Raw genomic sequence first — 23,171 nt, 5'->3', positions numbered from 1 at the left:
GTATTCTATGGGTGGCCGGGTGGGGGAGAGGGCCGGTGCCGCCATGCGCCGCCTAGCGCATTTCCAAACAACCTCCCGGCGATATCAGGCCTGCGTCAGCAACGATCCATCCAGGTCGCGAATGTCGCTGACGCCGCATAATTGCATGGCATGCGCCAGTTCGTCGCCCAGCCGAGCAAGCATCGCAGCCACGCCGTCCGCGCCTGCGACCGCCAGCGCATAGCTTGCCGGCCGGCCCACCAGAACGGCCCGCGCGCCCATGGCGAGCGCCTTCAGCACGGATACGCCGCTGCGGATTCCGCCATCGACATATATGTCGGCATCGGGACAGGCCTTGACGATGGCGGGCAGGGCAATGGCGGACGCCACCGCCGTCGGCAGCTGATTGCCCCCGTGATTGGACACGATGACGCCGCTGGCCCCGGCGGTGACGCACAGGGCGGCATCGTCGGGGCGCAGGACGCCCTTGACGATGACCGGCAGCCCGGCTTCGCCCACCAGCCATTCCAGATCGTCCAGCGATGCGCCGGAATAGCAGGCGGGCGCTTCGACCCCGCCGCTTTCCCAGACGGCCCGGGGCGGCGGCGGAGGTGCCGCGCGACCGTCGGGCAGCAGGTCCGCAGTCAGGACGATCGCGCCGCAACCTGCCCCGCGCAACCGGGCCAGGCGTTCGGCCATCAGGCCGCGATCGTTCAACATGTAGAGTTGCTGCCACCAGCGTGCCTGAGGTTCCCGGGCGGCGAGCGTCGCCGCGCTGGCGGCAACGGAACTTGGCAGGATGGCGATCGTTCCGGCGGCGCGCGCGCCCCGCAGCACCGCCAGCTCGCCATCGGGATGAAAGCGCGTGGCCCGGCCGTTGGGGGCGGTGAGGATGGGCAGCGTCACGCTGGAACCCAGCACCGTCGCGCCGATGCCCGCCGCCGTCGCGCCGCGCAATATGCGGGGATAGAGCGGGATCGCATCCCAGCAGCCCGCCGCATCGGTCGGCCCATGGGGATGGGTGAACTCCAGATAATCCCACAGCGCCGGATCAAGCTTTGCCCGCGCGGCGGCCTGCCATTCGGTTACCGAGCGGGGCATGCGGCACGCCCGGATATTTCCACATTCACAGTCATCATCGCCTCCTGCACCTATCAGAACAGCTGAACTCTTCTGCGTCAAAGTTCCGTGCATGAATTCGTGGATGCGATGCAGCTTGCATCCGGTGCGGGAAAGGAAAGGACCCGATCATCGAAATGGCGAATTGATATGGAAAAAGTTCGCCTATCCGAAAGCCGCGGCGTCGCGGTCGGCTGGCCATTGACCCATGCTGTTGGGCGCGCTTTCAATTGCACGGATATTTGGAGACGCATCATGGCCATTGCCGACCGGTTCGCGGAATTTGTCTGCGAAACGCATTTCGATTCCATTGCCCCGGCGGTTGTCGAGCGTGCCAAGGACCTGTGCATCAGCGCGATCGGATCAACCATCCTGGGCGCGAGGATGGAGGTGCCCCGGATCATGGCCGACCATGTCAGGGCGCAGGGCGCCGTGACGCAGGCAAGCGTGCTGGGCCATTCCTTCCAGACGTCGGTGGAACTGGCGGCCATGTTGAATTGCGACTCCTCGCACTGCACGGAACTGGAAGATGTCGCCTGGCCGGAGGCGCAATATACATGTTGCCTGATCCCCGCCATGTTCACGCTGGGCGAGTGGCTGAACGCGTCCGGGCAGGCCGTGGTCGAAGCGACCATCATCGGCTTTGAAGTCGCCGCGCGGCCGGGAATGGTGCTGTCCAACGGCGGAGCCGCCGCGCGCGGCTGGCTGTCCTGCGCCAACGTCGGGACGCTGGGCGTGGCGGCCGGCGCGGCGAAGATGCTGGGACTGGATTTCGGGAAGACGCGGGATGCCATCACGCTCGCCGCTTCGATGGGCGGCGGCCTCGTGCGCCAGACGGGTTCGGCCGCGCATGTCGTGGAGGCCGGTTTCGCGGCACGGGACGGGATCATGGCCGCCCTGCTGGCGCAGCGCGGGCTGGGTGGCAATCCGTCGATCATGGATGGCAAGGCAGGCTATTTCGATGCGCTTGCCGGGCAGGCGGACCTTCCCCTGTCGCTGGGCAGCGGCGAAGATTTTCGCGTGATGGCGGTGGGGCAGAAGAAATATCCCTGCTGTTACATGTTGCAGCGGATCATCGACCGGATGAAGGCCCTGATCGCGCAGCACGATATCCGCGCCGACGATGTGCGCGAGGTGAGGGTGGAGGTGAACGCCGCCTTCCCCACCATCATGAAATATCCGGTGCCCGCCGATGTCGAGGAGGCGCGGTTCAGCCTGCCGCATGTCGTCGCCGCGACTTTGGCCGGCGAACCGATGGATGCGCGGACCTTTTCCGCTGAAAAGCTGAACGATCCGAAGATCCTGGAACTGCGGCCCAGGGTCAGGATGGTCGTCCATGTCGATTGGGGCAATGATCAGCTGGGGGCGGAGGACTGGATCACGATCCGCTTGCGGGACGGGCGGGAGATCAAGGGAACGGCGATCCGGGCGCATGGCGATGCGGAAGACCCGTTGAGCCGGGAAGAAACGCTGGCCAAGTTCGCGACCTGCACCGACGGGCTGCTTTCGACCGATCTTCAGACCGGGACGGCCGGGGCGCTGGCGCAGCTTGAAAGGCTGCCTGGCGTGGCGCTGCTCATGCGTTCGCTCGCCTTTGGCGAAGCCATCGCCGCGATTGCCTGAAAGGAAAGGCCGTGAATCTGGATTTCACCCCGGAAGACCTGGCGTTCAGGGAAGACGTGCGCGCCTTTCTGAAGGCGTCGCTGCCCGATGATCTGCGCGCGAAAATGATCAATCGCGACCATCTGGGCAAGGCGGATATCGTCCGCTGGCAACGGATATTGAACGCGCGGGGCTGGGCCGTGCCGGCCTGGCCTGTTGACGATGGCGGCCAGCCCTGGAGCCCGACGCAGCGCTATATCTTCCAGGAGGAAATGGCGCTGGCCCATGCGCCCGAAGGATCGCCCTTCAACGTTAACATGATCGGCCCGATCCTGTGCAAATTCGGCACCGACGCGCAAAAGGCGAAATTCCTGGCCGCCACCGCCAATATCGACATCTGGTGGTGTCAGGGCTTTTCCGAACCGGGCGCGGGTTCCGACCTTGCGGCGCTGAAGACCAGCGCGGTCAGGGACGGAGACGATTATGTGCTGAACGGCCAGAAGATATGGACGACCCAGGCCCAGCATGCCGACTGGATGTTCGCGCTGGTGCGGACCGATGCGAGCGGCAGGAAGCAGCAGGGCATCACCTTCCTGCTGCTCGACATGAAGACGCCGGGCATCACGATCCGGCCGATTCCGTCGATCGACGGGATTTCGGACCTCAACGAAGTGTTCTTCGACGATGTCCGCGTGCCTGTCGGGAACCGGATCGGGGAAGAAGGCAGGGGTTGGGATTATGCCAAGCATCTGCTGGGCCATGAACGGTCGGGCATCGCCCGGATCGGCCTGTCCAAGGAGCGTCTGGCGCAACTGCGTCATCTGGAAGGAGAACTGGGCGGGAGCGGGAGGATCGACGAGCGGGAGCGCGCGCGCCTGCGCCGCAAGCTGGCGGAGGTCGAGGTCGAGCTGCGCGCGCTGGAACTGACGCAGCTGCGCGTCGTGGCGGCCGATGCGCAGGGCGGCGGCGCCAACAGCGCGGCGTCGATCCTGAAGGTCAAGGGCACCGAATTGCAGCAGCGCATGACCGAACTGGTGGCCGAGCTGGCGGGCCCGGCCGGTATCGCCACGCCATCCCATGATGCCACGGACCATGGCGATCATGGCTGGGAAGCGGCCGCGACCCCCTATTATTTCACGATGCGCAAGGTTTCGATCTTCGGGGGATCGAACGAGATCCAGAAGAATATCATCGCCAAGACCATCCTTCGCCTTTGAGGACATCATGGATTTCGAATTGACCGACGATCAGCGGATGCTGTCCGAAACGATCAGCCGTTTCGTGACCGACCGCTACAGTTTCGAGGAGCGCCTGACCGCGATGCGGGAACCGGACGGTTTCAGCCGCGCGGTCTGGGCGGAGCTGGCCGGCCTGGGCGTATTGGGCCTGCCCTTTGCCGAGGCCGATGGCGGTTTCGGGGGCAGCGGCGTCGACATGATGATCATCATGGAGGCGCTGGGCCGGGGCCTGCTGGTCGAACCGTTTCTGGCGACGGTCATATTGGCGGGCGGGGCGTTGCGGCTCGCGGCCTCCCCGGCGCAGAAGAGCGCGCGCATCGCGTCGATCATCGCGGGCGAGAGGATCATGGCGCTGGCCCATCACGAACCAGACGGTCCGCGCCACACGGTCGAGCGGCTGAACTGCCGCGCGGAGCCGACGGCGACGGGCTGGCGCCTGAACGGGCGGAAGACCGCGGTGATCGCCGGCGCCGCCGCCGACGAACTGGTCGTCAGCGCCCGAAGCGAGAGGGGTGTGTCGCTTTTTCTGGTCGATCCCGCCCTTCCCGGCGTCTCGATCCGTAGCCATGCGGGCTATGACGGGATCGCGACGGCGGAGATCGCGTTCGAGGATGTCGGGCTGGATGCGCAGGCGCTGATCGGCGAAGAGGGAAGCGGCGCGACCGTGCTGACCGCGCTGTTCGAGGAAGCCAATGCGGCGCTCTGCGCGGAAGCCACGGGCATCATGGCGGACACGCTGGACATGACGGCCGAATATCTGCGCACGCGAAATCAGTTCGGCGTTGCCATCGGCACCTTCCAGGTTCTTCAGCACCGCGCCGTCGACATGCTCATGCAGGTGGAGCTGTCGCGTTCGATGGCGATGCTGGCGGCGATCTCGCTCGCACGTCCGGCGGAGGAACGGCGCTGCAATATCGCCGCCGCGAAGGCGAAGATCGGCGAGGCCGGCCGGATGGTCGGGCAGCAGGCGGTGCAACTGCACGGCGCCATCGGGCTGACCATGGAATATAAGGTCGGCCATGCCTTCAAGCGCCTGACCGCGATCGACGCGCTGTTCGGCAATGCGGATCATCAACTGGACATGCTGGCGGACGCTGGACCTCTTGTGCCCATAGGGTGATCTTTCCAACCGGGTGGCATTGCCGGGCAAAAAAGAGCCGGCTTCCCGATCGGGAGGCCGGCTCTTCCCGTTCTACAGGGCATCGCGCGCAACAGCCTGTCCGGATTCGCTGATTCGGGTAACTGTCGACATTAATGGACAAAGCTATTTTTATAGACAAGTAAATTCCCGGAAATACGGGTAGATCTCCTGGATTTTGGCGTCCATCAAAAAAAGTGTCGACAGAAAAAGGGAATCATGGTTCATTGCTCCGCAGAAGACGTCCCGCCCAGAATGGAGGAGAGAAATGGCAAGGTGCCAGGAAGCCAAATCGATCAAGTCGGCTCGCCGGGTCTTTGAGGTTCTCGAATATTTCGACGCGGACCACCAGGAGGCGGGCGTGATGGATATCGCCCGCAAATATCAATATCCCCAGTCGAGCGCGTCCGAATTGCTGAGTTACATGGTGTCGCTCGGCTATCTGCGCCGGGGCCATGGTGGCCGCACCTATCGCCTGTCGATCAAGGCGGCGATGCTGGGAAGCTGGGTGCAGCCGCGGTTGATCCGTCAGGGCGGGCTGTTGCCGCTGATGGACGAGCTGGCGGAAGCCACGGGCGGTACGGTCATCCTGGCCGGCCAGAACGGCGTGGCCCTTGAATGCCTCCATATCGTGTCGGCCGCGAACGGCGGCGGATTGCGGCAGGGCAACCTCATCTCCCTTCTGCATTCCACGGAGGGGCGCGTGCTGCTGGCCCGGTGCGACCGTCAACTGGTGCGGCGTTATGTCCACCGGCTGAATGCCGAGACGGAAGACATGGCCGGGCGCGTGCGGTTCGAGGATCTGGCGGCGGTGCTGGATCAGGTGGCCGCGCAGGGCTTTGCCAAACTGGTGGCCGATGACGAATGCGCGCTGGCCGTGAGCCTGCCGCAAAGCCAGTCGTCGGAACCGCTGGCCCTGGGGCTGCGCGTCAGCGGGGACGTGGATGAGGCCGCCCTGCTGCGCACCGTGCGGGGGGCGATTTCGCGTCGCTTGGGCCTGGTCGATCTGACGGCGGGGCAAAGCGGAATGCGCTGTTCGGCATGAAGGTTTTCGGAGGATGGTCATGATCTCATCGATCGAGGAAATTCTGGAGGAGGCCCGGCAGGGGCGGCCCTTCATCATCGTGGATGCCGAGGATCGGGAGAATGAAGGCGATATCGTCATCCCCGCGGAGTTCGCAACCGCCGACCAGATCAACTTCATGGCCCGCCATGCGCGGGGCCTGATATGCCTGGCGATGCCCGCCCAGCGCGCCAGGCAATTGCAATTGTCGCCCATGGCGCAGGAAAATGGCACGCGCCACTCGACGGCGTTCACGGTTTCGATCGAAGCGCGCGAAGGGGTGACGACCGGCATATCCGCCTATGATCGCGCGCGGACCATTGCGGTGGCGATCGATCCGGCGATGGGCGCTCAGGATATCGTGACGCCGGGGCATGTCTTTCCGCTGGTGGCGCGGGATGGCGGCGTGCTCGTGCGGGCGGGACATACGGAGGCGGCCGTCGACATTGCCCGTCTGGCGGGTCTTAATGCCGCAGGCGTCATCTGCGAGGTGATGAACGAAGATGGCAGCATGGCCCGTCTTCCCGAACTCACCGTCTTTGCGGAGCGTCACGGTCTGAAGATCGGCACGATTTCCGATCTGATCGAATATCGGCGCCGCACCGAAAGAACCATCGAGCGGGTGGTCGAAGTGCCGTGCGAAACGGGTGAAAGGTCATGCTTCCGCATGATCCTCTATCGCGACCTGATCGACGGCACGGAACATTTCGCGCTGGTGCGGGGGGATGTCGTCAACAGCAGTCCGACATTGGTCCGGGTTCATTCCATCGACCTGATCAGCGATCTTTTGCGACTGGGGCACCGCAACTGGTATATCGATGAGGCCGTCAAGGTCCTGAGCGCGCATCCTGGCGCCGGGGTGATGGTGTTCCTGCGCAACGGCGCGACGCGATGGGCCGAACGCTATCGGGAGGGCGCGCCCAAAGGATCGCCGCAGCTGTCGCTGCGCGAATATGGCATCGGCGCCCAGATCTTGCGGGACCTTGGCGTCGGGGACATGGTCCTGCTGACCTATAGTTCGACGCCCATCCATATTCCCGCGATCGACGGGCATGGGCTGCATGTGGTCGGTTCCCGGCCGATCGTGCCCGGGGCGCATCTGCGCAGGGCAAGCTAGGGTATGTGGGGGTTCAGCCCATGATGGGCTGAAGCCCCACACACCCTGGGGCGTGTGGGGTGTCAGGGCGCGACTTGCTGGAAATGTCCGGGGTCGATCGCCTTGATATGAGGGGCAAGCAGCGCGCGCACCTGAGGGGCGATGGCGCTGGCCGGATAGCGGTCCACATGATCCGATAGCTCCGCCCAGTCGACCCGGACCAGATATTTGCCGGCTACTTCGATGGACCGGAGCAATCCGGCCCCAAGGCATCCCGGGCAATGCAGCAGCAGTTCGCGCGCCTTGGCGAATGCATTCTCGAATTCGGTCAGCCCTTTCGGATCGACATGCACGATATTGAGTTCCTGGATCATGACCCCTTTAACCCCGCCTGGTCTGGAAGCGCAATCGCCGCGCCTTCAATATGCCGACACATCGCAATTTCGATATCCGTTCATTTGCCCATTTTATAGAGGATTTGCGACGTGATCCTGCGTAAAGTGTCGACAGAATTATGAACGAGGATGCCGTGATGCAGCCAATATCGATTTCGCGGACCGAGCTTCGCGACTTTTACGACGATATCGCCGCCATGCTCGATGCGGAGGATCTGGGCGCCTTTCCGGCTTTCTTCACCACTGATGCGCTCTACCGCGTGATCAGCCGGGAAAATTTCGACGCGGGCCTTGCCCATGCGCCGATCCATTGCCGGGGCCGCGCCATGATCGAGGATCGGGTGAACGCCACCCGCGAGGCGGCATTGTACCAGCCCCGTCTGCTGCGCCATTTCATCAGCGGCGTCAGGATCGCGGGCGGAACGGGCGATGAAGTCCAGGCGACCGCCAATTTTCTGATCATCGAATCCCTGCTGGAACAGGAGCCGCAGATTCTGATGGTCGGCCAATATGTCGATCGCATCGTGCGGGAGGACGGCGCCCTGCGCCTGCGCGAAAGGACATGCGTGTACGACAATTACCATATCCGCACGACCCTTGTGATTCCGGTGTGAGGTTCGACCCATGAATGAACAGACCCAGGACAACATGGCCGACCGGCGCTGGCCGGACGACGGCGTCACGCGCGTTCCGGCCTGGCTTTACAGCGATCCGGACATCTTCGCGCGGGAGATGCAGACATTCCATTATGGCAAGACGTGGAACTTCGTCGGGCTGGATTGCGAGATTCCCGAACCGGGCAGCTACAAGCGCAGCTGGGTAGGCGAACGCCCCGTCATCGTGACCCGTGACCAGGACGGCAACGTCAATGTCGTCGAGAACCGCTGCGCCCATCGCGGCGCGCTGATCTGCTGGAAGAACAAGGGAGAGGCGCGGGAGCTGACCTGTCCCTATCACCATTGGGCCTATGACCTGAAGGGCAATCTGATGGGCCTGCCCTTCCTGCGCGGCGCGCATGGCAAGGGGGGGATGCCCCGTGATTTCAACAAGGCGGAGCATGGACTGACCCGTTTGCGGGTGGCGGTGCGCGGCGGCACGATCTGGGCGACCTATAGCGAGGAAACGCCGTCCTTCGAGGACTATGTCGGGCCGGAGATATTGATGCGGCTGGACCGGCTGGTGTCCCGCCGGCCGCTGCGCCTGGTCGGCTACAGCCGGCAGATGGTGAAGAGCAACTGGAAGCTTTATTGGGAAAACAGCCGCGATCCCTATCATGCGACGCTGATGCATCCGTTCCTGTCGACCTTTGGCATCCTGCGCACCGATGGCGACTATCACAGCGTTCCGCTGGAAGGCGGCAAGCACGAATATACCTATTCCCAATATGATCCCGAGCTGAAGAACAAGAGCAGCGACGCCAGCCGGCAGATCAAGAGCATCAAGTCGGACCTCCAGATACAGGACAAGGAAGTCATCAGTTCCGTCGTCGACGAATTCAACGACGGCATGATGGGCGCGTTCCAGATCTTTCCGACGGTGCTGGTCCAGCAATATTTCAATTGTCTGGTCGTCCGTCACATGATCCCGAAGGGGCCGGGCGCACATGAACTGGCCTGGACCTATTTCGGCTATGCCGACGATGATGAGCAGATGCAGGAACTGCGCCTGAAGCAGAGCAATCTGGTCGGCCCTGCCGGTTTCGTGTCGCTGGAGGACAGCGAGGTCCTGTCGCTGATGCAGCCGGTGGCGGAAAGCTATCCGGACTCGGTGCAGGTGCTGGAAATGGGCGGGCATGGGACCGAGGCCCAGTCCACCATGATGACCGAAACCCTTATCCGCGCCTTTTACGATTTCTATCGGCGTGAAATGAAGCTCTGACGGACAGGACAGCTATGGCAGAATGGATTCAGGTCGCCGAGGAAAGCGACATCGTCGAAGGGGAGGCCTTTCCCACGGAGATCAACGGCACCGCGATCGCGCTCTACCGTTTCGAGGGCGGGCTGTTCGCGATCGGCGACATCTGCACGCATGAACATGTGCGCCTGTCGGACGGCTGGCTGGACGGCGACCGCATCGAATGCCCGCTGCACCAGTCCTGTTTCGAGATCCGCACCGGGAAATGCGTCGAAGGCGGTCCGGCCTGGCAGGATGTCGACCATTTTGCCGTGAAGGTGGAAGAGGGAAGCGTCTTCGTGGCGCCCAGCGCATGACGCAGGCCTATCTCTACAATGGCTTGCGCAGTCCGGTCGGCCGTTATGCCGGCGCGCTGTCGCCGGTCCGCCCGGACGATCTGCTGGCGCAATGCCTGCGCCGCCTGATCGAAACGACGCCCTTCGCCCCGGCGGGGATCGAGGATGTCATCATCGGCTGCACCAGTCAGGCGGGCGAGGATGCCCGCAACGTCGCGCGCCATGCGTCGCTGGTGGCCGGGATACCGGTCAGCGTCGCGGCCCAGACCGTCAATCGACTGTGCGGCAGTGGCCTTGCGGCGGTCGCCGATGCGGGGCGGGCGATCGCCACCGGGCAGGGGGAACTGTTCGTGGCGGGCGGCGTGGAGAGCATGTCGCGCGCGCCCTTCGTCATGGCCAAGTCCGAAACGCCTTTCGCCCGCAAGGCGACCGTCTACGAGGCGTTGGGCGAACGTTTTCCCAATCCGCTGATCCACAGGATGTTCGGCCGGGAATCGATGCCGCAAACGGCCGAGAATGTCGCCGCCGAGCAGGGGATCACGCGCGATGCGGCGGATCGTTTCGCGCTCGCGTCCCAGCAGAAATATGCGCGCGCCGCGGCGGAAGGCTTTTTCGCGGGCGAGATCGTGCCGGTCACGATCAAGGGGCGCAAGGGCGCCGACACGATCGTCGACAGGGACGAGCATCCGCGCGGCGACAGCTCGCTGGAGGGGCTGGCCCGGCTGCCTGTCCTGTTCGAAGGCGGGGTGGTCACCGCGGGCAATGCGTCGGGCGTGAATGACGGCGCGGCGGCCATGTTCGTGGCCAGTCGCGCAGCGGGCGAAAAAGCCGGCGTGGCGCCCGTTACCCGCATCGTTTCCGCCGCCGTCGCCGGGGTCGAGCCGCGCGTCATGGGCTATGGTCCGGTCCCCTCCTCGCTCAAGGCGCTGGAGCGGGCGGGGCTGACGCTGGCCGACATGGACGTGATCGAACTGAACGAGGCCTTTGCCAGTCAGGCGCTGGGTTGCCTCAAGCTGCTGGGGCTGGATCATGCCGACAGCCGGGTCAATCCCAATGGCGGCGCGATCGCCATCGGCCATCCGCTGGGCATGTCGGGGGCTAGGCTGGCCATCACGGCCGGACGGCAATTGCAGCGCAGCGGCGGCCGCTACGCGCTGGTGACCATGTGCATCGGGCTTGGGCAGGGCATCGCCATGGTGCTTGAGCGTGCCGGCGACTGAATAGGGGTTATGAGATGAATTTCGATCTTTCCGCCGAACAGCAGATGTTCCGGGATTCGGTAGCGGGCTTTGCGGAGCGGAACCTGAAGGACGGCGCGCTCGAACGGGCGCATAGCGATGAATATCCGTGGGAAATCGCGCAGCAGATGGCGCAGGCCGGGCTGATCGGCATCACCACCCCGGCGGAGGATGGCGGCGTCGGCGGCACGTTGATGGATGCGGTCATCGCCATTCAGGAGGTAGCGGCGGCGTGCCCCCGTTCGGCCGATGTCGTGCAGGCGGGCAATTTCGGCGCGATCCGCGTGCTGGCGCAATATGGCTCGCCCGAACAGAAGGAACGGCTGCTGAAACCCCTGCTGGCGGGCAAGGCGCTGATCGCGGTCGCCATGACGGAGCCGGGCGCCGGGTCGGCGGTCACGGAACTCAAGGCGACGGCGACCCCCGATGGCGACGGTTATCGCATCAGCGGGGAAAAGATCTTCACCACCCACGGCCTGCACGCCACCGTCTTCCTGGTCTATGTCCGCTTTGGCCCCGGCGTGGGCGGCATCGGGTCCGTGCTGATCGAGCGGGGCGCGGAAGGCTTCACCTTCGGCAAGCCATCGCGCTTCCTGTCGGGCGAGGACTGGAACACGCTCTATTTCGACAATGTCTATGTACCCAAGGAAGACGTCGTCCTGGGTCCCGGCGGCTTCAAGAAGCAGATCGCCGGATTCAATGTGGAGCGGCTGGGCAACAGCTCGCGTGCCCTGGCGCTGGGCAAATATGCCTTCGACATCGCCCGCGAGCATGTGCTCAACCGGCGGCAGTTCGGGCAGCCACTGGTCAACTTCCAGGGCCTGCAATGGAAATTCGCGGAGATGAAGGCCAAGGCCGAGGCCGCGCAATTGCTGCTGTATCGCGCGGCGGTGGGCGCCGACACCGGCTTCCCTTCGGCGCAGGATACCGCCATCGCCAAGCTGACCTGCAATCGGGCGGGTTTCGACATGGCCCATGACGCGATGCAGATCATGGGGGGCATCGGCTATAGCGAGGAAAGCCTGGTCGAATATTGCTTCCGTCGCACGCGCGGGTGGATGATCGCCGGCGGCACGATCGAGATATTGCTGAACCGGATCGCGGAGGGCGTGTTCGAACAGCGTTTGCCGATCCGCGATCCGGCCTGATCAGGGGAAACCGATATCGTCATGGGGCGAAGCGGCGCGGCGATAGCCGTCCAGCCGCTTCGCCACGGCCCGCTCGACGCGGTCCAGCGCCGCCATGTCCAGCACCATGCGCGATGGCGGGTCCGTCATCTCCGCAAGGCGAAGGAGAAGCTGCGCGATCCTGGCGGGATCGCCGCTTTGCCTGCCATCGGACTTGCGGAAGGAGGCGTCCTGCGTCGCATCCTGCTCGCCATATCTGGGCAGGCGGGCCCTGCTTTTGCGCAGGCTTGAACCCGCAAAGGCGGTCCGCATGCCCCCCGGCTCGACGGCGATGCAGCGCACGCCGAGCGGCGCGACCTCCGTATCGGTCGATTCCGAAATCGCGGAAAGCGCGGCCTTGGACGCGCAATAATGGCCCAGCCCGGCATAGGTTTCGACGGCGGCGAGCGAGGATATGTTGAGGATGCGGCCGCCGCGGTCGATCAGGCCGGGCAGGGCCGCCCGTATCAGCGCGACGGGGCCGAAGAAATTGGCGTCGAACTGGGCCTGCGCCTCCTCGCCGCTCACCGCTTCGACCGCGCCCGCCTGCGCATAGCCGGCATTGTTGACGAGCAGGTCGATCCCGCCCAGCCCATCGATCGCCCGCGCGACGATTTCGCCGGCCTGCCGGGGGTCGCCCGCGTCGAGCGGGATGCCGATGGCGCGGCCGGGCGCCCGGGCTTCGAACGCCCGGGCGGCCTGCGCGTTTCGGCTGGTTCCCGCCACGCCGTCGCCCATGGCGAGCGCAGCGTCCGCCAGGGCGCTGCCCAGACCACCGGAAATGCCGGTGATCAGCCAGCGGCGTGCCGTCACTCCGTCCATCCGTCGAAAATGTCGCCGGCTTCCTTCTGAACCATGGCCGCGGCCTCCATCTGACCATAGACCAGCGCGTTGCTGATCGTGTCAAGCGTGTCGGATTTCGAAACGCCCCAGGCCTTGCAGAGCAGCACGTTTTCGCGAATGCCCTCGGCCACCCGGCTCATCACGTGATAATAGAGCATGGTGGTCGGCCAGAACTGCTTGGGCAGGACGTAGAGCATATTTTCGATGCGCGCCCGATGGGTCTTGATCAGCGTCGGGCGATGTTCGGCCATGAAACGGACATAGGGCGGAATCTCCCCGATCGTGCGCAGATACCAGTCGTAGAGCTTCGCCTTTTCATCGGCGTCGAGCGTGACGGTGGAGAAATCCAGGCCGGATTTGAACGCGTCGATATCCGCCGCCCAGCCTTCGGGAAAGATGCCGGGCGTATCGGTCGTTTCCGGAAATTCGATGCCCTGCGCTGCTTCCTGGATCGTTTCCATCCCGCGCGGTCCGGCGTGGACGAAGGCCATGGCCAGCATTTCCATGGCCTGCGCGCGATTGACGCCACGCGTCAGCCAGCTGTGCAGGACATAGCGCACGCCGGTCACATGGCCGTTCAGCGCATAGAAGGTCAGCGTTCCATTGCCCGTCAGCGCGGGCACGACGCGCAATGTCAGGCTGCAATACAGGCGATAGCGTTTCAGCACTTCCGGATTCCGGTCCAGCCACCAGTCAAGGCCATCGAGGGAATGGCCGAACTGCGTGGCGTAATGCCCGCGGAAGGCATTTTTTTCCTGCTCGGTGATCGCGCAAGGTGTCGACAGATCGAGTCCGCGATGCACCCAGTTCCCGTTCGCCGGGTCAAAGCCATGGTTGATGGCGCGCAAATTTTCCAGCGTCTGATCGGACATTTTCGAACATCTCCATGAGGCCAGGAAACGCATCTGGCATTCAGCGATATTTCGCCTTGTTTCGTTCCTTTTTCCAGCCATTTTGGCTTTCCTCCCGAATCTATCGCATGGCCGAACGGAATGGGCCACGGCGGAACGGTCTTGCGAGGCGTTTCGCCTATCCGATCAATCTTGCCAGGCGGCAATGTGAATTGACCTTTGGGCGGCAGAAGTTCAATAGATAGATATGTCGACACTTTGCGGCATTAAAGGGCGGCGTTAAAAGGGACGTGGTAATGGTTCGGTCACTGAAGCTCTCTGTGTTCATGTCTCCCACAGGCGGGCATGTCGGCGGCTGGCGCCATCCTGACGCGGTCAGCGATGCCGGGTTCAACTTCGATCGGTGGATCGAATTCGCGCAGATTGCCGAACGGGGAAAGCTGGACATGCTGTTCCTGGCGGACGGAAACGGCGTCAACGGCGTGGATAATCCTGCGCTGCTCAGCCGCAACCCGACGACGCGGCCGGTGGTGATCGAGCCGGTCTGCCTGCATTCGGCCATTGCCGCCGTGACCAGCCGGATCGGCCTGGTGGCGACGGCGACGACGACCTATGACCAGCCCTTCAGCGTTGCGCGCCGTTATGCCGGGCTCGACTGGTTGAGCAAGGGACGCGCCGGCTGGAACGTCGTCACCTCCTCCAATCCGGAGGACAGCAAGAATTTCAGCCAGAAGGATCATGCCGATCTCGCCAATCGTTACGAACGGGCGGGCGAGTTCGTCGATATCGTCAAGGACCTGTGGGACAGCTGGGCCGACGATGCCTTCCTGCTCGACAAGGAAAGCGGCCAGTTCCTGGATGGCGACAAGGTGCGCCTGCTGAACCATGAAGGCCGCTATTTCTCGGTGCGGGGGCCGCTCAACAGCGCCCGCCCGCCGCAGGGCCATCCCGTCGTGGTGGTCGCCAGCGGTTCGGCCGACGGCATGGAGCTGGCGGCCCGGACCGCCGATGTCGTCTTCACGGTGGCGGAAACGAAGGAAAGCGCCCAGGCATTTTACGCCGATGTGAAGGGGCGCATGGCCAAATATGGCCGCGCGCCCGAGGAACTGATCGTGATGCCGGGTGCCAGCGTGTTTGTCGGCCCGACCGAGGCCGACGCCGACCGCATCTATCGCGAATTGCAGGAATTGATCCCCGACAGCGTGGGGATGCCGACGCTGGGCCGCATCTGCGGCGTCGACCTGTCGGGTTGCAGCCCTGACGATCCCCTGCCGCCCCTGCCGGAAACCAAGGGGATCACCAGTTTCCGCAATCTGGCGGAGACGATGGCGCGCCGGGACAATCTGACGCTGCGGCAGCTTTACCAGCGCATCCTGCCCGCGCGCGGCCATGCCCTGATGAAGGGCGATCCCGCGCAGGTGGCCGACACGATGGAGGAATGGCTGAACGACAGGGCCTGCGACGGGTTCAATCTGGTCGCCGCCTATCTGCCCGCCGGGCTGGAGGCCGTGGTCGACCTGCTGGTGCCCGAATTGCAGCGCCGGGGGCTGTTCCGCAAGGAATATGAAGGCACGACCCTGCGCGACAGCCTGGGCCTGGCGCGCCCGGCCAATCGTTTCTTCCCGCAAGCGGCGGATTGACGGGCGATGCGCGCCGCCGTCCTTCATGCTGCCGGTTCCCCTGACGCCTTTGACATTTGCGAGGTGGATCGCCCCGATGTCGGTCCCGATGATGTGCTCATTCGGGTCGGCGCCTGCGGCGTGTCCTTCCGCGATGTCGTGGAGCGCAACGGCACCTATAAACGGGACGTCAGCTATCCGCTGATCATCGGGCTGGAAATCAGCGGGACGGTCGTGGAGGCGGGCGCGCTGGTCGAGGATCTCCAGATCGGGGACCGGGTCTGCACCAAGGCCTTTTCAAGCTGCGGCCGGTGCAACCTGTGTCGCAGCGGCCGGGAAACCACCTGTTCCAGACGTCGTCCGGTGCGCGGCGGCTATGCCGAATATGTCGCCTTGCCGCAGGATGCCTGCGTGCGGACCCCGGCGGACATGCCGTTCGAGGTGAGTTGTGGGCTGGGGCCGAGCGCGGGCGTGGCGGTCAATGCCGTCCGCGACGTCGCCCATGTCTCCATCGGGGAGACGGTTCTGGTCACTGGTGCGACCGGCGGCGTGGGCGTGCCTGCCGTGCAGATCGCGCGGGCGATGGGCGCCAGGGTCATCGCCGTCACCCGGTCGGAGGACAAGCGCGACATGCTGTCTGCGATCGGCGCGCATGAGGCGGTCGTCGCGGAGCCGGATGCTTTCGCCCGAGAAGTGCGGGCGCTGACCGATGGGCGTGGCGTGGATGTGGTGATCGATACCGTCGGCAGCCGCGTGTTCGACGCCGCCTTCGACAGTCTGGCCGTGCATGGCCGCTATGCGATGGTCGGCCAGCTTTATGGCGAGAATATTGCGATCAATCCCGCCCGCATCTTCTTCAAGCGCGCGCAGATACTGGGCGTGGGCAGCGTCAGCCGCGTCCAATTGGAAGACGCGATCGCGCTGACGGCATCGGGCGTGGTCCAGCCGCAGATTGCCCGGATCATGCCGCTTGAGGAAGTTGCCGAGGCGCATCGGCTTGTTGAGGGAGGTGCGGCGGCCGGCCGCATAATATTGAAACCATGACGAATTTTGGAGAGGGTCAGATCGCCGCCGAACTGGAAGGCGTGGAACCCAATGAGCGGCTGAAGGCCATTTATTCGCGCGTCGTCGAGAAGATGAAGGAGGTCGTCCGCGAGTTCGCGATCGATCAGGACGAACTGCATGCCGCGGGCGATTATTTCAACCGGCTGGGTCAGGCGGGCTTCTGCCGCAGCCTGATCGATGTCGCGCTGGCGATGACGAGCGTGGACGTGACCGCCCGCGTCGAGGGCGCCACCCGCCCCAATCTGGAAGGGCCGTTCCACAAGGACACCGCGCCGTTCCGGCCCGACGGCAATCTGTTCGACGCCCCGCCGCCGGCAGGATCGCCGGTGCTGGTGCTGGAGGGCGTCGTGACCGATGTTGCGACCGGCAAGCCTGTGGCGGGAGCCGAGCTTGATTTCTGGCAGGCCGATCATGACGGTCATTATGACCGGGCCGGGCATCATCTGTCTGGCGTCGTGCGCAGCGACGATCAGGGACGTTACAGCATTCGCACGGCCGTTCCCAAGGATTATTCCGATCACGATCACGACCCGATCGGCGAACTGTTCCGGGCGATGGGCCGTCACAACCGGCGGGCCGGGCATATCCATCTGATGGTCCGCGCCGGCGGCCGGCAGCGGCTGATCACCCAGCTCTTCATTCCGGGCAATCCCTATCTGGGCAGCGATTATGTCGAGGAAGCGGTGAGCGAGGACCTGATCCTCGACATGAAGCCGATCGAGGGGAAGGCGAACGAATATCACGCCGTCTTCGATCTGGTGATTGCGGTGGGCGGAGAAAGCGCGTGAGCCGTGCTCGCGGAGAGGAAAGGCTCCGCGCGCTTCTCGCTTCCGGGCGGCTGGCGACGGCGCCGGGGGTGGCGGATGTGCTGTCGGCGCGCATCGCGGCGCGGGCCGGGCATGACGCGCTCTATCTGGGCGGGAACGCCATGGCTTTGGGGGTGGGCAAGGGGCAACCCTTTCTCACCCTTACCGAAACGGTGGAGTTGACTGCGAGGGTCGCTCGCTCTGTCGATCAGCCGCTGGTGGTCGATGCCGGAGCCGGTTTCGGCAATCTGGCCCATCTGCACGGCGCGGTCCGGGAACTGGAAGGGGCGGGCGCGGCGGCGATCCATATCGACGACCAGCCCTATCCGAAGCGTGCCGCCTATCATCGCGGGCAGGGCACGCTGGTTTCCACTGAGGCGATGGCGGCGCGCATTCGCACCGCCTGCGCCGCCCGGTCCGACATGCTGATCTTTGCACGCAGCGACGCTCTGCGCGTGAGCGGATCGGTCGACGAGGCCATCGCCCGCTGCCGCGCTTATGCGGAGACGGGGGCCGACGGGCTGATCCTGCTGGATCTGGATCCGGAACGTGTGAGGCTTGTCCGCGCCGCCGTGCCGCAATTGCCGCTGATCTGGATCGGCGGCGTGGTGCCGCCGATACCGAGCGTGACGGAACTGGAGGCGGCGGGCTTCGCCCTTGCCCTTTATCCGTTCAACGGCGTCGCCGCCGTCACCGCCGTGCTGGCCGATCTGTGGCAGGGGCTGAAGGCGACAGGCCGCATTGGGCAGCCGGACGAACTGCTGGTGCGGGCGCGCAAGGAAACGCTGGAGATCGTCGACATGCCGAGCTTCTGGGCGATCGAGGAGGATGAGGAATGAATGCTGCGGCCATGGTCCAGCCCAAGGGTGATACGCTGGCGCGGGTCGTGACGGAGAAGGCGCAAAGCCATCCGTCGCATACCGCCATCATGTTCGAAGGCCGCGCCATCAGCTATGCCGAACTGGATGAGCGCGCGGCGGTGGCGGCGCGCGGCATGCTGGCGTTGGGCATCGGCCGGGGCGACAGTGTCGGCGTGCTTCTGGGCAATCAGCCCGAATGGGTGATCATGGCGCTGGCCGCGTCGCGGCTGGGCGCGACCTTCGTGCCGCTCAACACCTGGTACAAGCAGACGGAACTGGCCTGGACGCTGGCCCATTGCGAGGTCAAGCTGCTGGTGGCCGCCGCGCGGTTCATCAAGACCGATTATGTCGACCTGCTGCGCAAGGTCGCGCCCGACGCCGTCGGGGCCGCGATGGGGCAGGCGGCCGATCCGCGCTTTCCGGCGCTCAGGACGATGATCTTCGTTGGCGATGCGCCGGCGGGATTGCCGCGCTGGGATGCGCTGATGACGCTGGGGGAGAGTGTTTCCGCGTCCGATCTGGATGCCGCGGCGGCGCTGGTTTCATCCGATGATCCGGCGTTCATCCTCTACACATCCGGCAGCACCGCCGAGCCCAAGGGCGTTTTGCTGGGGCATCGCGGCGTGGTGCGGAATGGATATGAACTGGGGCTCAGGCGGGGGATCGTGCAGGAAGACCGCGTCTGGCTTGGCACGCCCCTCTTTTACGGGCTGGGAGCGACCAATGCCCTGCCGGCGACCTTCACGCGGGGCGCGACGCTGGTGCTGCAAGGGCATTTCGAGGCAGGGAGCGCGATTGACACGATCCAGAAGACCGGGTCGACCGTCTATTATGGCACGGGCAACATGACCCGCGCCATGCTGGACCATGCAGACTATGCCCAGGCGCGGATTGGCAGCCTGCAAAAGGGCAATGCCGGAACGGTGGCCGAATATAAGCGGCTGACATTGGTGGAGATGGGCATTGCCGGTGCGGTTCCGGCCTATGGCCTGACGGAAACCTATGGCAATGCCACGGTGGGCTGGCCCGACGATCCGCTGGAGGCGAAGCTGGAAACCAGCGGCACGCCGCTGCCGGGCATGGAAATCCGCATCGTCGATCCGCAGACCGGGCGCGATCTGCCGCAGGGGCAGGTGGGACTGGTCCTGATCCGGGGCCATACGACGATGGGCTATCTCAACAACCCCGTCGAAACCGCCAAGGCGTTGCGGCCCGACGGTTTCTTCGACACCGGGGACCTGGCTTTTCTGGACGGGGACGGGCGTTTCCATTTCCATTCGCGGCTGAAGGAAGTGATCAAATCCGGGGGCATCAACGTGTCGCCGGTCGAGGTCGAGCAGCTCATCGCCGGGCATCCCGACGTCCGCGACGCCTATGTGGTGGGCGTGGCCGATCAGGTGCGGGGCGAGCTGGTCGTCGCCTTCGTCGACAGCAGCGCGGCGATGGCGGCGGCGGACGTGCAGGCGTATGTCAAGGAACGCGCCGCATCCTTCAAGGTGCCGCACCATGTCTTCTTCCGCACGGAGGAGGAGCTACCCCGCCTCGCCAGCGGCAAGGTGGCGAAGCACAAGCTGGCAGAGGAAGCGAGGCGTGCGCTTGGGCTCTGACATCGCAGGCAGGACCGCCATCGTCGGGATCGGCGCGAGCAGTTTCGAGCGGCGTCCCGACGCGTCCGTCTTCCAGTTCGCTGGCGAGGCGCTGCATGGCGCGCTGAACGACGCGGGACTGGTGAAGGAGCAGATCGACGGGCTGATCGTGCAGGTCGGCAGCCCGCGCGGCGCCGATTATGACGGCATCGCCGAAACATTCGGATTGAGCCCGCGCTTTTGCAGCCAGACCTGGGCGCATGGCCGATTCGCCGCGACGGTGATCGCCCATGCGGCGATGGCGGTCGCCACCGGCATGGCGACGCGGGTCGCCTGCCTGATGGCGATGAAGAACAGCGATCTGGGGCGCATCGGGGAAGCGAACAACCCCTTCTTCCATGAGCAGTTCCGCGAAAATGGCGGGCCACATGGCGAGGCGGGGCATATCGGCATGGCGTCGCCCGTGGCGGGGGCGGCGATGGGGTTCGACCTTTATTGCCGCCGCTATGGCCATGACCGGGAAATGCTGGGCGCGATCCCGATCGCATTCCGGGGGCATGCGCGCCTGACCGACGATGCGGTGATGCGCGGGCCGATGGCTTGGGAGGATTATCGCGCTGCGCGGCCGATCATCGATCCGTTGCGGCTGCTCGACTGTTCGCCGGTCGGGGACGGGGCGGTTTGCGCCATCGTTGCGGCGGCGGACGCGCCACGATCGGTCGCCATCACCGGCATGCAGGGTATTCGTGCTGGGCGGGAGACGTTCATTTTCGCGCCCTATGGGCTAGGGATGAACCAGCAGTCGGGCAAGCGGCTTTCCCTGGCCGAAGCCTGCGCGCAGCAGGTCTATGCCATGGCCGCCACGGCGCCGGAGGCGATCGACGTGCTGGGCCTCTATGATTCCTTCTCTCCCCTCCCGCTTTATGCGCTGGAGGATTTCGGCTTTTGCGGGGAGGGGGAGGCGCTGCCCTGGGTTCAGGATGGGCGCATCGCGTTGGGCGGTGCCTTGCCGACCAACACAAGCGGGGGGCAGTTGAGCCAGGCGCAGATGAACGGCTGGGGCCAGATCCGCGAACTTGTCACCCAGTTGCGCGGCGAGGCGGGCGGGCGGCAGGTGGACGGCGCCCGTCGCGCCATGTGGGCAACCGTGGGCGGCGACGCCCTGATCCTGGAGCGGTCATGATGGCGGAAAGCATCGATCCGGTCGTCAATGCGCTCAACCGGCCCTTCTGGGACGGGGCGGATGAAGGCAGGCTGGTCCTGCCGCATTGCGTCGGGAGCGGCCGGACATTCTGGCCGCCCAGCCCCGCCAGCCCCTTCACTGGCGGCGCGGTCGACTGGCGGGCGGTGGAACCGTTGGGCAGGGTGGTAACGGTCGTCACCTATCAGCGGGCGTTCCAGCAGGCCTTTGCCCGCCTCATCCCCTATGCCGTCGCGCAGGTCGATGTGGCGGGCGTGCGGTTGCAGGTGCATGTGCCGGCGGGCGTGGCGGTGGCAGCGGGGGATGAGGTCGAAATCGGCTTCAGGCGGCTCAGCGAAGACGGCCGCGCCATGCCGGTCATCAGCGGAGGGCAGGTCGGGTGAGCGATTGGCAGCCATGGATCGGGCGCGTTCAGGAGCAAGAAGATCGGCTGGACCCGGCGCGATCGAATGTCCTGCTGGCGGCGCTTGGCAGGGATGTTGTGGTGGCGGAGGGCGATCCTCTGCCCCCCTTGCACCACTGGCTGCATTTCTGGGACGCGCGGACCCCCGCGCAGACGGGGGTGGACGGGCATCCGGCCAAAGGGGGCTTCCTGCCGCCCATTCCGCTGCCCCGCCGCATGTGGGCGGGCGGGGAGGTGGAGTTCCTCCAGCCGCTGCATTTTGGCGAGCAGGTGACGCGCCGCTCCACGGTATCGGCCATCGACCGCAAGGACGGACGCAGCGGAGAACTGATCTTCGTGACCGTCCGCCACGAACTGCACGGCCGGGCGGGGCTGGCGATCCGGGAGCGGCAGGATCTGGTCTATCGCGCGGCCTCCACGGCGGTCGCGACCTTGCCAGAGGCGGTGCGCGATCCGGCGTGGGAAGCGGTCTTCGAACCCGATCCCGTCCTGCTGTTCCGCTATTCGGCGCTGACCATGAACAGCCACCGCATCCATTATGACGCGCCCTATGCGCAGGCGGAGGAGGGCTATCCCGCGCTTGTCGTGCAGGGGCCGTTGCAGGCGACGATCCTTGCGGATCATGCTGAGGCCCGGTTGGGCCGGGCGCTGGGGACTTTCGCCTTTAGGGGCCTGACGGCGGCCTATGCGGGCCTGCCGCTCGGCCTTGTCAGCGAAAGCGGGGAACAGGGGCTGGCCCTATGGACTGCCCAAGGGGGGCAGAGGTGCATGGCTGCCACTGCCCGCGCCCGTTGATCCCGCCATCGTCCGGCGCGCGCTGGCCACGAAGCGGCGGGTAAGCGGCGAGCGGGGCGCCGCCGGATAGGCGAGCCACGTCGTCAGGAAGGGCGTGGGTTCCGTCAGCGGCAGCGTGGTGACGCCCGCCACGCCGATATGCCGGAAAGATGCGGGCAGGATCGCCACGCCTGCCCCGGCCGAGATCATCCCGCACAGCACCAGCGATTCCCGCGCCTCGATGCTGATGCGCGGCTCGAACCCGGCGGCGCGGCACAGCGCCCGCACTTCCTCCGGCACGGTGAGGCGCGAAGAGCGGTCGAACATCACGAAATCGCGACCCGCCAGATCGCGCAGCGCCACGGGCCGGCCAGCGGCGGCGCGGACGAGCGGGTCGTCCGTCCGCAGGAACAGGCGCAATTCCTCCCGATCGAGCGGCAGCGCGGCGATGGCCGGGTCCTGCGGCGGCCTGTCGCCCGGCAGGCGCATGAAGGCGGCGTGCAGCAGGCCCGTTCCCACCGCTTCGAGCTGGCGCGCGGAATGCCATTCCTCGATCATGATCCGCACGTCGGGATGGCTCGCCCGAAAATCTCCGATGATGGCGGGGCCCAGCGGCAGCAACGGAACGGAGGTCGTCATGGCCAGCCTGATCTCGCCCACCTCGCCATTGCCGACGCGGCGGCTGTGCGCGATCGCCGCTTCGGTGCGGGAGAGGATGTCGCGGGCCTGTTCCAGCAGGGCGGTGCCCGCATCGGTCAGCGTGACCCGGCGGCTGGTCCGTTCGAACAGGCGCGTGCCTACCAGCTCCTCCAACTGGCGGATCCTGCCGCTGAGAGGGGGTTGGGAAATGCCCAGCCGTTCGGCGGCGCGGCCGAAATGCAGTTCCTCCGCGAGGATGACGAAGGATTGGAAGAGGGTCTGGTCCATTCAAATTTCATAT

General features: G+C 65.3%; 23 protein-coding genes. 18 read left to right on the top strand and 5 right to left on the bottom strand.

Translation table 11 applies throughout. The features are described 5' to 3' along the window. Positions 1-84: 84 nt before the first annotated feature. Positions 85-1,080, bottom strand: coding sequence for an alpha-hydroxy acid oxidase (locus tag RUH75_RS15330; protein WP_313807508.1), 996 nt, complete (start codon positions 1,078-1,080; stop codon positions 85-87). Between the two features lie 273 nt (positions 1,081-1,353). Between RUH75_RS15330 and RUH75_RS15325 the strand changes: the two genes are divergently transcribed. From RUH75_RS15325 to ribB, 5 genes are all read left to right on the top strand, one after another. Further along, on the top strand, positions 1,354-2,721 hold the full coding sequence (locus RUH75_RS15325) for an MmgE/PrpD family protein (RefSeq protein ID WP_313807505.1): 1,368 nt from the start codon (positions 1,354-1,356) through the stop codon (positions 2,719-2,721). Positions 2,722-2,732: 11 nt separating this feature from the next. Then, complete coding sequence (locus tag RUH75_RS15320; protein WP_313807503.1) at positions 2,733-3,917, top strand: acyl-CoA dehydrogenase family protein; 1,185 nt, start codon at positions 2,733-2,735, stop codon at positions 3,915-3,917. A 7-nt stretch (positions 3,918-3,924) separates the two neighbouring features. After that, positions 3,925-5,058: an acyl-CoA dehydrogenase gene (locus RUH75_RS15315; protein ID WP_313807501.1), complete on the top strand. Its 1,134-nt coding sequence runs from the start codon at positions 3,925-3,927 to the stop codon at positions 5,056-5,058. A gap of 286 nt (positions 5,059-5,344) precedes the next feature. After that, entirely contained in the window at positions 5,345-6,121 is a 777-nt protein-coding gene (locus RUH75_RS15310) for an IclR family transcriptional regulator (protein WP_313807498.1), read from the top strand. A 19-nt stretch (positions 6,122-6,140) separates the two neighbouring features. Beyond that, entirely contained in the window at positions 6,141-7,256 is a 1,116-nt protein-coding gene (gene ribB / locus RUH75_RS15305) for a 3,4-dihydroxy-2-butanone-4-phosphate synthase (RefSeq protein WP_313807496.1), read from the top strand. 62 nt (positions 7,257-7,318) lie between these two features. On the opposite strand, the gene RUH75_RS15300 is transcribed toward ribB, so the two are convergent. Then, positions 7,319-7,609: an antibiotic biosynthesis monooxygenase gene (locus RUH75_RS15300; RefSeq protein WP_313807494.1), complete on the bottom strand. Its 291-nt coding sequence runs from the start codon at positions 7,607-7,609 to the stop codon at positions 7,319-7,321. A gap of 158 nt (positions 7,610-7,767) precedes the next feature. Between RUH75_RS15300 and RUH75_RS15295 the strand changes: the two genes are divergently transcribed. Genes RUH75_RS15295 through RUH75_RS15275 form a run of 5 tightly spaced genes read left to right on the top strand, consistent with a single transcriptional unit; the run spans position 7,768 to position 12,205 of the window. Continuing rightward, positions 7,768-8,244, top strand: coding sequence for a nuclear transport factor 2 family protein (locus RUH75_RS15295; RefSeq protein ID WP_313807492.1), 477 nt, complete (start codon positions 7,768-7,770; stop codon positions 8,242-8,244). A 10-nt stretch (positions 8,245-8,254) separates the two neighbouring features. After that, entirely contained in the window at positions 8,255-9,508 is a 1,254-nt protein-coding gene (locus RUH75_RS15290; RefSeq protein ID WP_313807490.1) for an aromatic ring-hydroxylating oxygenase subunit alpha, read from the top strand. A gap of 14 nt (positions 9,509-9,522) precedes the next feature. Continuing rightward, positions 9,523-9,840, top strand: a complete 318-nt coding sequence (locus RUH75_RS15285) for a non-heme iron oxygenase ferredoxin subunit (protein ID WP_313807488.1) — start codon at positions 9,523-9,525, stop codon at positions 9,838-9,840. Then, the gene (locus RUH75_RS15280; RefSeq protein WP_313807486.1) at positions 9,837-11,039 is read left to right on the top strand and encodes an acetyl-CoA C-acyltransferase; all 1,203 of its coding nucleotides are present in this window, start codon (positions 9,837-9,839) and stop codon (positions 11,037-11,039) included. Before RUH75_RS15285 ends, RUH75_RS15280 begins: the two co-directional genes overlap by 4 nt. 14 nt (positions 11,040-11,053) lie before the next feature. After that, positions 11,054-12,205 (top strand): acyl-CoA dehydrogenase, encoded by a 1,152-nt coding sequence (locus tag RUH75_RS15275; RefSeq protein ID WP_313807484.1) that lies wholly within the window; start codon positions 11,054-11,056, stop codon positions 12,203-12,205. On the opposite strand, the gene RUH75_RS15270 is transcribed toward RUH75_RS15275, so the two are convergent. Both RUH75_RS15270 and RUH75_RS15265 read right to left on the bottom strand, forming a co-directional pair. Next, complete coding sequence (locus RUH75_RS15270) at positions 12,206-13,045, bottom strand: SDR family NAD(P)-dependent oxidoreductase (protein ID WP_313807482.1); 840 nt, start codon at positions 13,043-13,045, stop codon at positions 12,206-12,208. Further along, complete coding sequence (locus RUH75_RS15265) at positions 13,033-13,938, bottom strand: hypothetical protein (protein WP_313807480.1); 906 nt, start codon at positions 13,936-13,938, stop codon at positions 13,033-13,035. Before RUH75_RS15265 ends, RUH75_RS15270 begins: the two co-directional genes overlap by 13 nt. Positions 13,939-14,213: 275 nt before the next feature. Between RUH75_RS15265 and RUH75_RS15260 the strand changes: the two genes are divergently transcribed. Genes RUH75_RS15260 through RUH75_RS15225 form a run of 8 tightly spaced genes read left to right on the top strand, consistent with a single transcriptional unit; the run spans position 14,214 to position 22,252 of the window. Further along, on the top strand, positions 14,214-15,557 hold the full coding sequence (locus tag RUH75_RS15260; protein ID WP_313807478.1) for an LLM class flavin-dependent oxidoreductase: 1,344 nt from the start codon (positions 14,214-14,216) through the stop codon (positions 15,555-15,557). Between the two features lie 6 nt (positions 15,558-15,563). Continuing rightward, on the top strand, positions 15,564-16,580 hold the full coding sequence (locus RUH75_RS15255; RefSeq protein ID WP_313807474.1) for a zinc-binding dehydrogenase: 1,017 nt from the start codon (positions 15,564-15,566) through the stop codon (positions 16,578-16,580). After that, positions 16,577-17,389 (top strand): dioxygenase, encoded by an 813-nt coding sequence (locus RUH75_RS15250; protein ID WP_313807472.1) that lies wholly within the window; start codon positions 16,577-16,579, stop codon positions 17,387-17,389. The genes RUH75_RS15255 and RUH75_RS15250 overlap by 4 nt, the downstream gene beginning before the upstream one ends. Further along, positions 17,386-18,246, top strand: a complete 861-nt coding sequence (locus RUH75_RS15245; protein WP_313807469.1) for an isocitrate lyase/PEP mutase family protein — start codon at positions 17,386-17,388, stop codon at positions 18,244-18,246. Before RUH75_RS15250 ends, RUH75_RS15245 begins: the two co-directional genes overlap by 4 nt. Further along, positions 18,243-19,874 (top strand): AMP-binding protein, encoded by a 1,632-nt coding sequence (locus RUH75_RS15240; RefSeq protein WP_313807466.1) that lies wholly within the window; start codon positions 18,243-18,245, stop codon positions 19,872-19,874. Before RUH75_RS15245 ends, RUH75_RS15240 begins: the two co-directional genes overlap by 4 nt. Continuing rightward, a complete protein-coding gene (locus tag RUH75_RS15235) occupies positions 19,858-21,036 on the top strand; it encodes a thiolase family protein (RefSeq protein ID WP_313807464.1) in 1,179 nt (392 codons plus the stop codon). The genes RUH75_RS15240 and RUH75_RS15235 overlap by 17 nt, the downstream gene beginning before the upstream one ends. Then, positions 21,033-21,437: a zinc ribbon domain-containing protein gene (locus RUH75_RS15230; protein ID WP_313807460.1), complete on the top strand. Its 405-nt coding sequence runs from the start codon at positions 21,033-21,035 to the stop codon at positions 21,435-21,437. Before RUH75_RS15235 ends, RUH75_RS15230 begins: the two co-directional genes overlap by 4 nt. After that, positions 21,434-22,252 carry a MaoC family dehydratase N-terminal domain-containing protein gene (locus RUH75_RS15225; protein ID WP_313807459.1) on the top strand — a complete coding sequence of 273 codons (819 nt, stop codon included), beginning with the start codon at positions 21,434-21,436 and terminating at the stop codon, positions 22,250-22,252. Before RUH75_RS15230 ends, RUH75_RS15225 begins: the two co-directional genes overlap by 4 nt. On the opposite strand, the gene RUH75_RS15220 is transcribed toward RUH75_RS15225, so the two are convergent. After that, positions 22,196-23,158 (bottom strand): LysR substrate-binding domain-containing protein, encoded by a 963-nt coding sequence (locus RUH75_RS15220; RefSeq protein WP_313807455.1) that lies wholly within the window; start codon positions 23,156-23,158, stop codon positions 22,196-22,198. The two genes, RUH75_RS15225 and RUH75_RS15220, sit on opposite strands and share 57 nt — an antisense overlap. Positions 23,159-23,171 lie beyond the last annotated feature (13 nt).

Source organism: Sphingobium sp., assembly GCF_032153725.1.
Lineage (GTDB): Bacteria > Pseudomonadota > Alphaproteobacteria > Sphingomonadales > Sphingomonadaceae > Sphingobium.
Note: the sequence above shows the minus strand (reverse complement) of the source record. Positions and strands in the feature narration are given on the sequence as shown.

What these genes read in the sequence shown, in the direction of transcription:
- RUH75_RS15330 (WP_313807508.1), bottom strand. Translation starts at nt 1,080, where the DNA reads ATGCCCCGCTCGGTAACCGAATGGCAGGCCGCCGCGCGGGCAAAGCTT.
- RUH75_RS15325 (WP_313807505.1), top strand. Translation starts at nt 1,354, where the DNA reads ATGGCCATTGCCGACCGGTTCGCGGAATTTGTCTGCGAAACGCATTTC.
- RUH75_RS15315 (WP_313807501.1), top strand. Translation starts at nt 3,925, where the DNA reads ATGGATTTCGAATTGACCGACGATCAGCGGATGCTGTCCGAAACGATC.
- RUH75_RS15310 (WP_313807498.1), top strand. Translation starts at nt 5,345, where the DNA reads ATGGCAAGGTGCCAGGAAGCCAAATCGATCAAGTCGGCTCGCCGGGTC.
- ribB (WP_313807496.1), top strand. Translation starts at nt 6,141, where the DNA reads ATGATCTCATCGATCGAGGAAATTCTGGAGGAGGCCCGGCAGGGGCGG.
- RUH75_RS15300 (WP_313807494.1), bottom strand. Translation starts at nt 7,609, where the DNA reads ATGATCCAGGAACTCAATATCGTGCATGTCGATCCGAAAGGGCTGACC.
- RUH75_RS15295 (WP_313807492.1), top strand. Translation starts at nt 7,768, where the DNA reads ATGCAGCCAATATCGATTTCGCGGACCGAGCTTCGCGACTTTTACGAC.
- RUH75_RS15290 (WP_313807490.1), top strand. Translation starts at nt 8,255, where the DNA reads ATGAATGAACAGACCCAGGACAACATGGCCGACCGGCGCTGGCCGGAC.
- RUH75_RS15285 (WP_313807488.1), top strand. Translation starts at nt 9,523, where the DNA reads ATGGCAGAATGGATTCAGGTCGCCGAGGAAAGCGACATCGTCGAAGGG.
- RUH75_RS15280 (WP_313807486.1), top strand. Translation starts at nt 9,837, where the DNA reads ATGACGCAGGCCTATCTCTACAATGGCTTGCGCAGTCCGGTCGGCCGT.
- RUH75_RS15275 (WP_313807484.1), top strand. Translation starts at nt 11,054, where the DNA reads ATGAATTTCGATCTTTCCGCCGAACAGCAGATGTTCCGGGATTCGGTA.
- RUH75_RS15270 (WP_313807482.1), bottom strand. Translation starts at nt 13,045, where the DNA reads ATGGACGGAGTGACGGCACGCCGCTGGCTGATCACCGGCATTTCCGGT.
- RUH75_RS15265 (WP_313807480.1), bottom strand. Translation starts at nt 13,938, where the DNA reads ATGTCCGATCAGACGCTGGAAAATTTGCGCGCCATCAACCATGGCTTT.
- RUH75_RS15260 (WP_313807478.1), top strand. Translation starts at nt 14,214, where the DNA reads ATGGTTCGGTCACTGAAGCTCTCTGTGTTCATGTCTCCCACAGGCGGG.
- RUH75_RS15255 (WP_313807474.1), top strand. Translation starts at nt 15,564, where the DNA reads ATGCGCGCCGCCGTCCTTCATGCTGCCGGTTCCCCTGACGCCTTTGAC.
- RUH75_RS15250 (WP_313807472.1), top strand. Translation starts at nt 16,577, where the DNA reads ATGACGAATTTTGGAGAGGGTCAGATCGCCGCCGAACTGGAAGGCGTG.
- RUH75_RS15240 (WP_313807466.1), top strand. Translation starts at nt 18,243, where the DNA reads ATGAATGCTGCGGCCATGGTCCAGCCCAAGGGTGATACGCTGGCGCGG.
- RUH75_RS15230 (WP_313807460.1), top strand. Translation starts at nt 21,033, where the DNA reads ATGATGGCGGAAAGCATCGATCCGGTCGTCAATGCGCTCAACCGGCCC.
- RUH75_RS15220 (WP_313807455.1), bottom strand. Translation starts at nt 23,158, where the DNA reads ATGGACCAGACCCTCTTCCAATCCTTCGTCATCCTCGCGGAGGAACTG.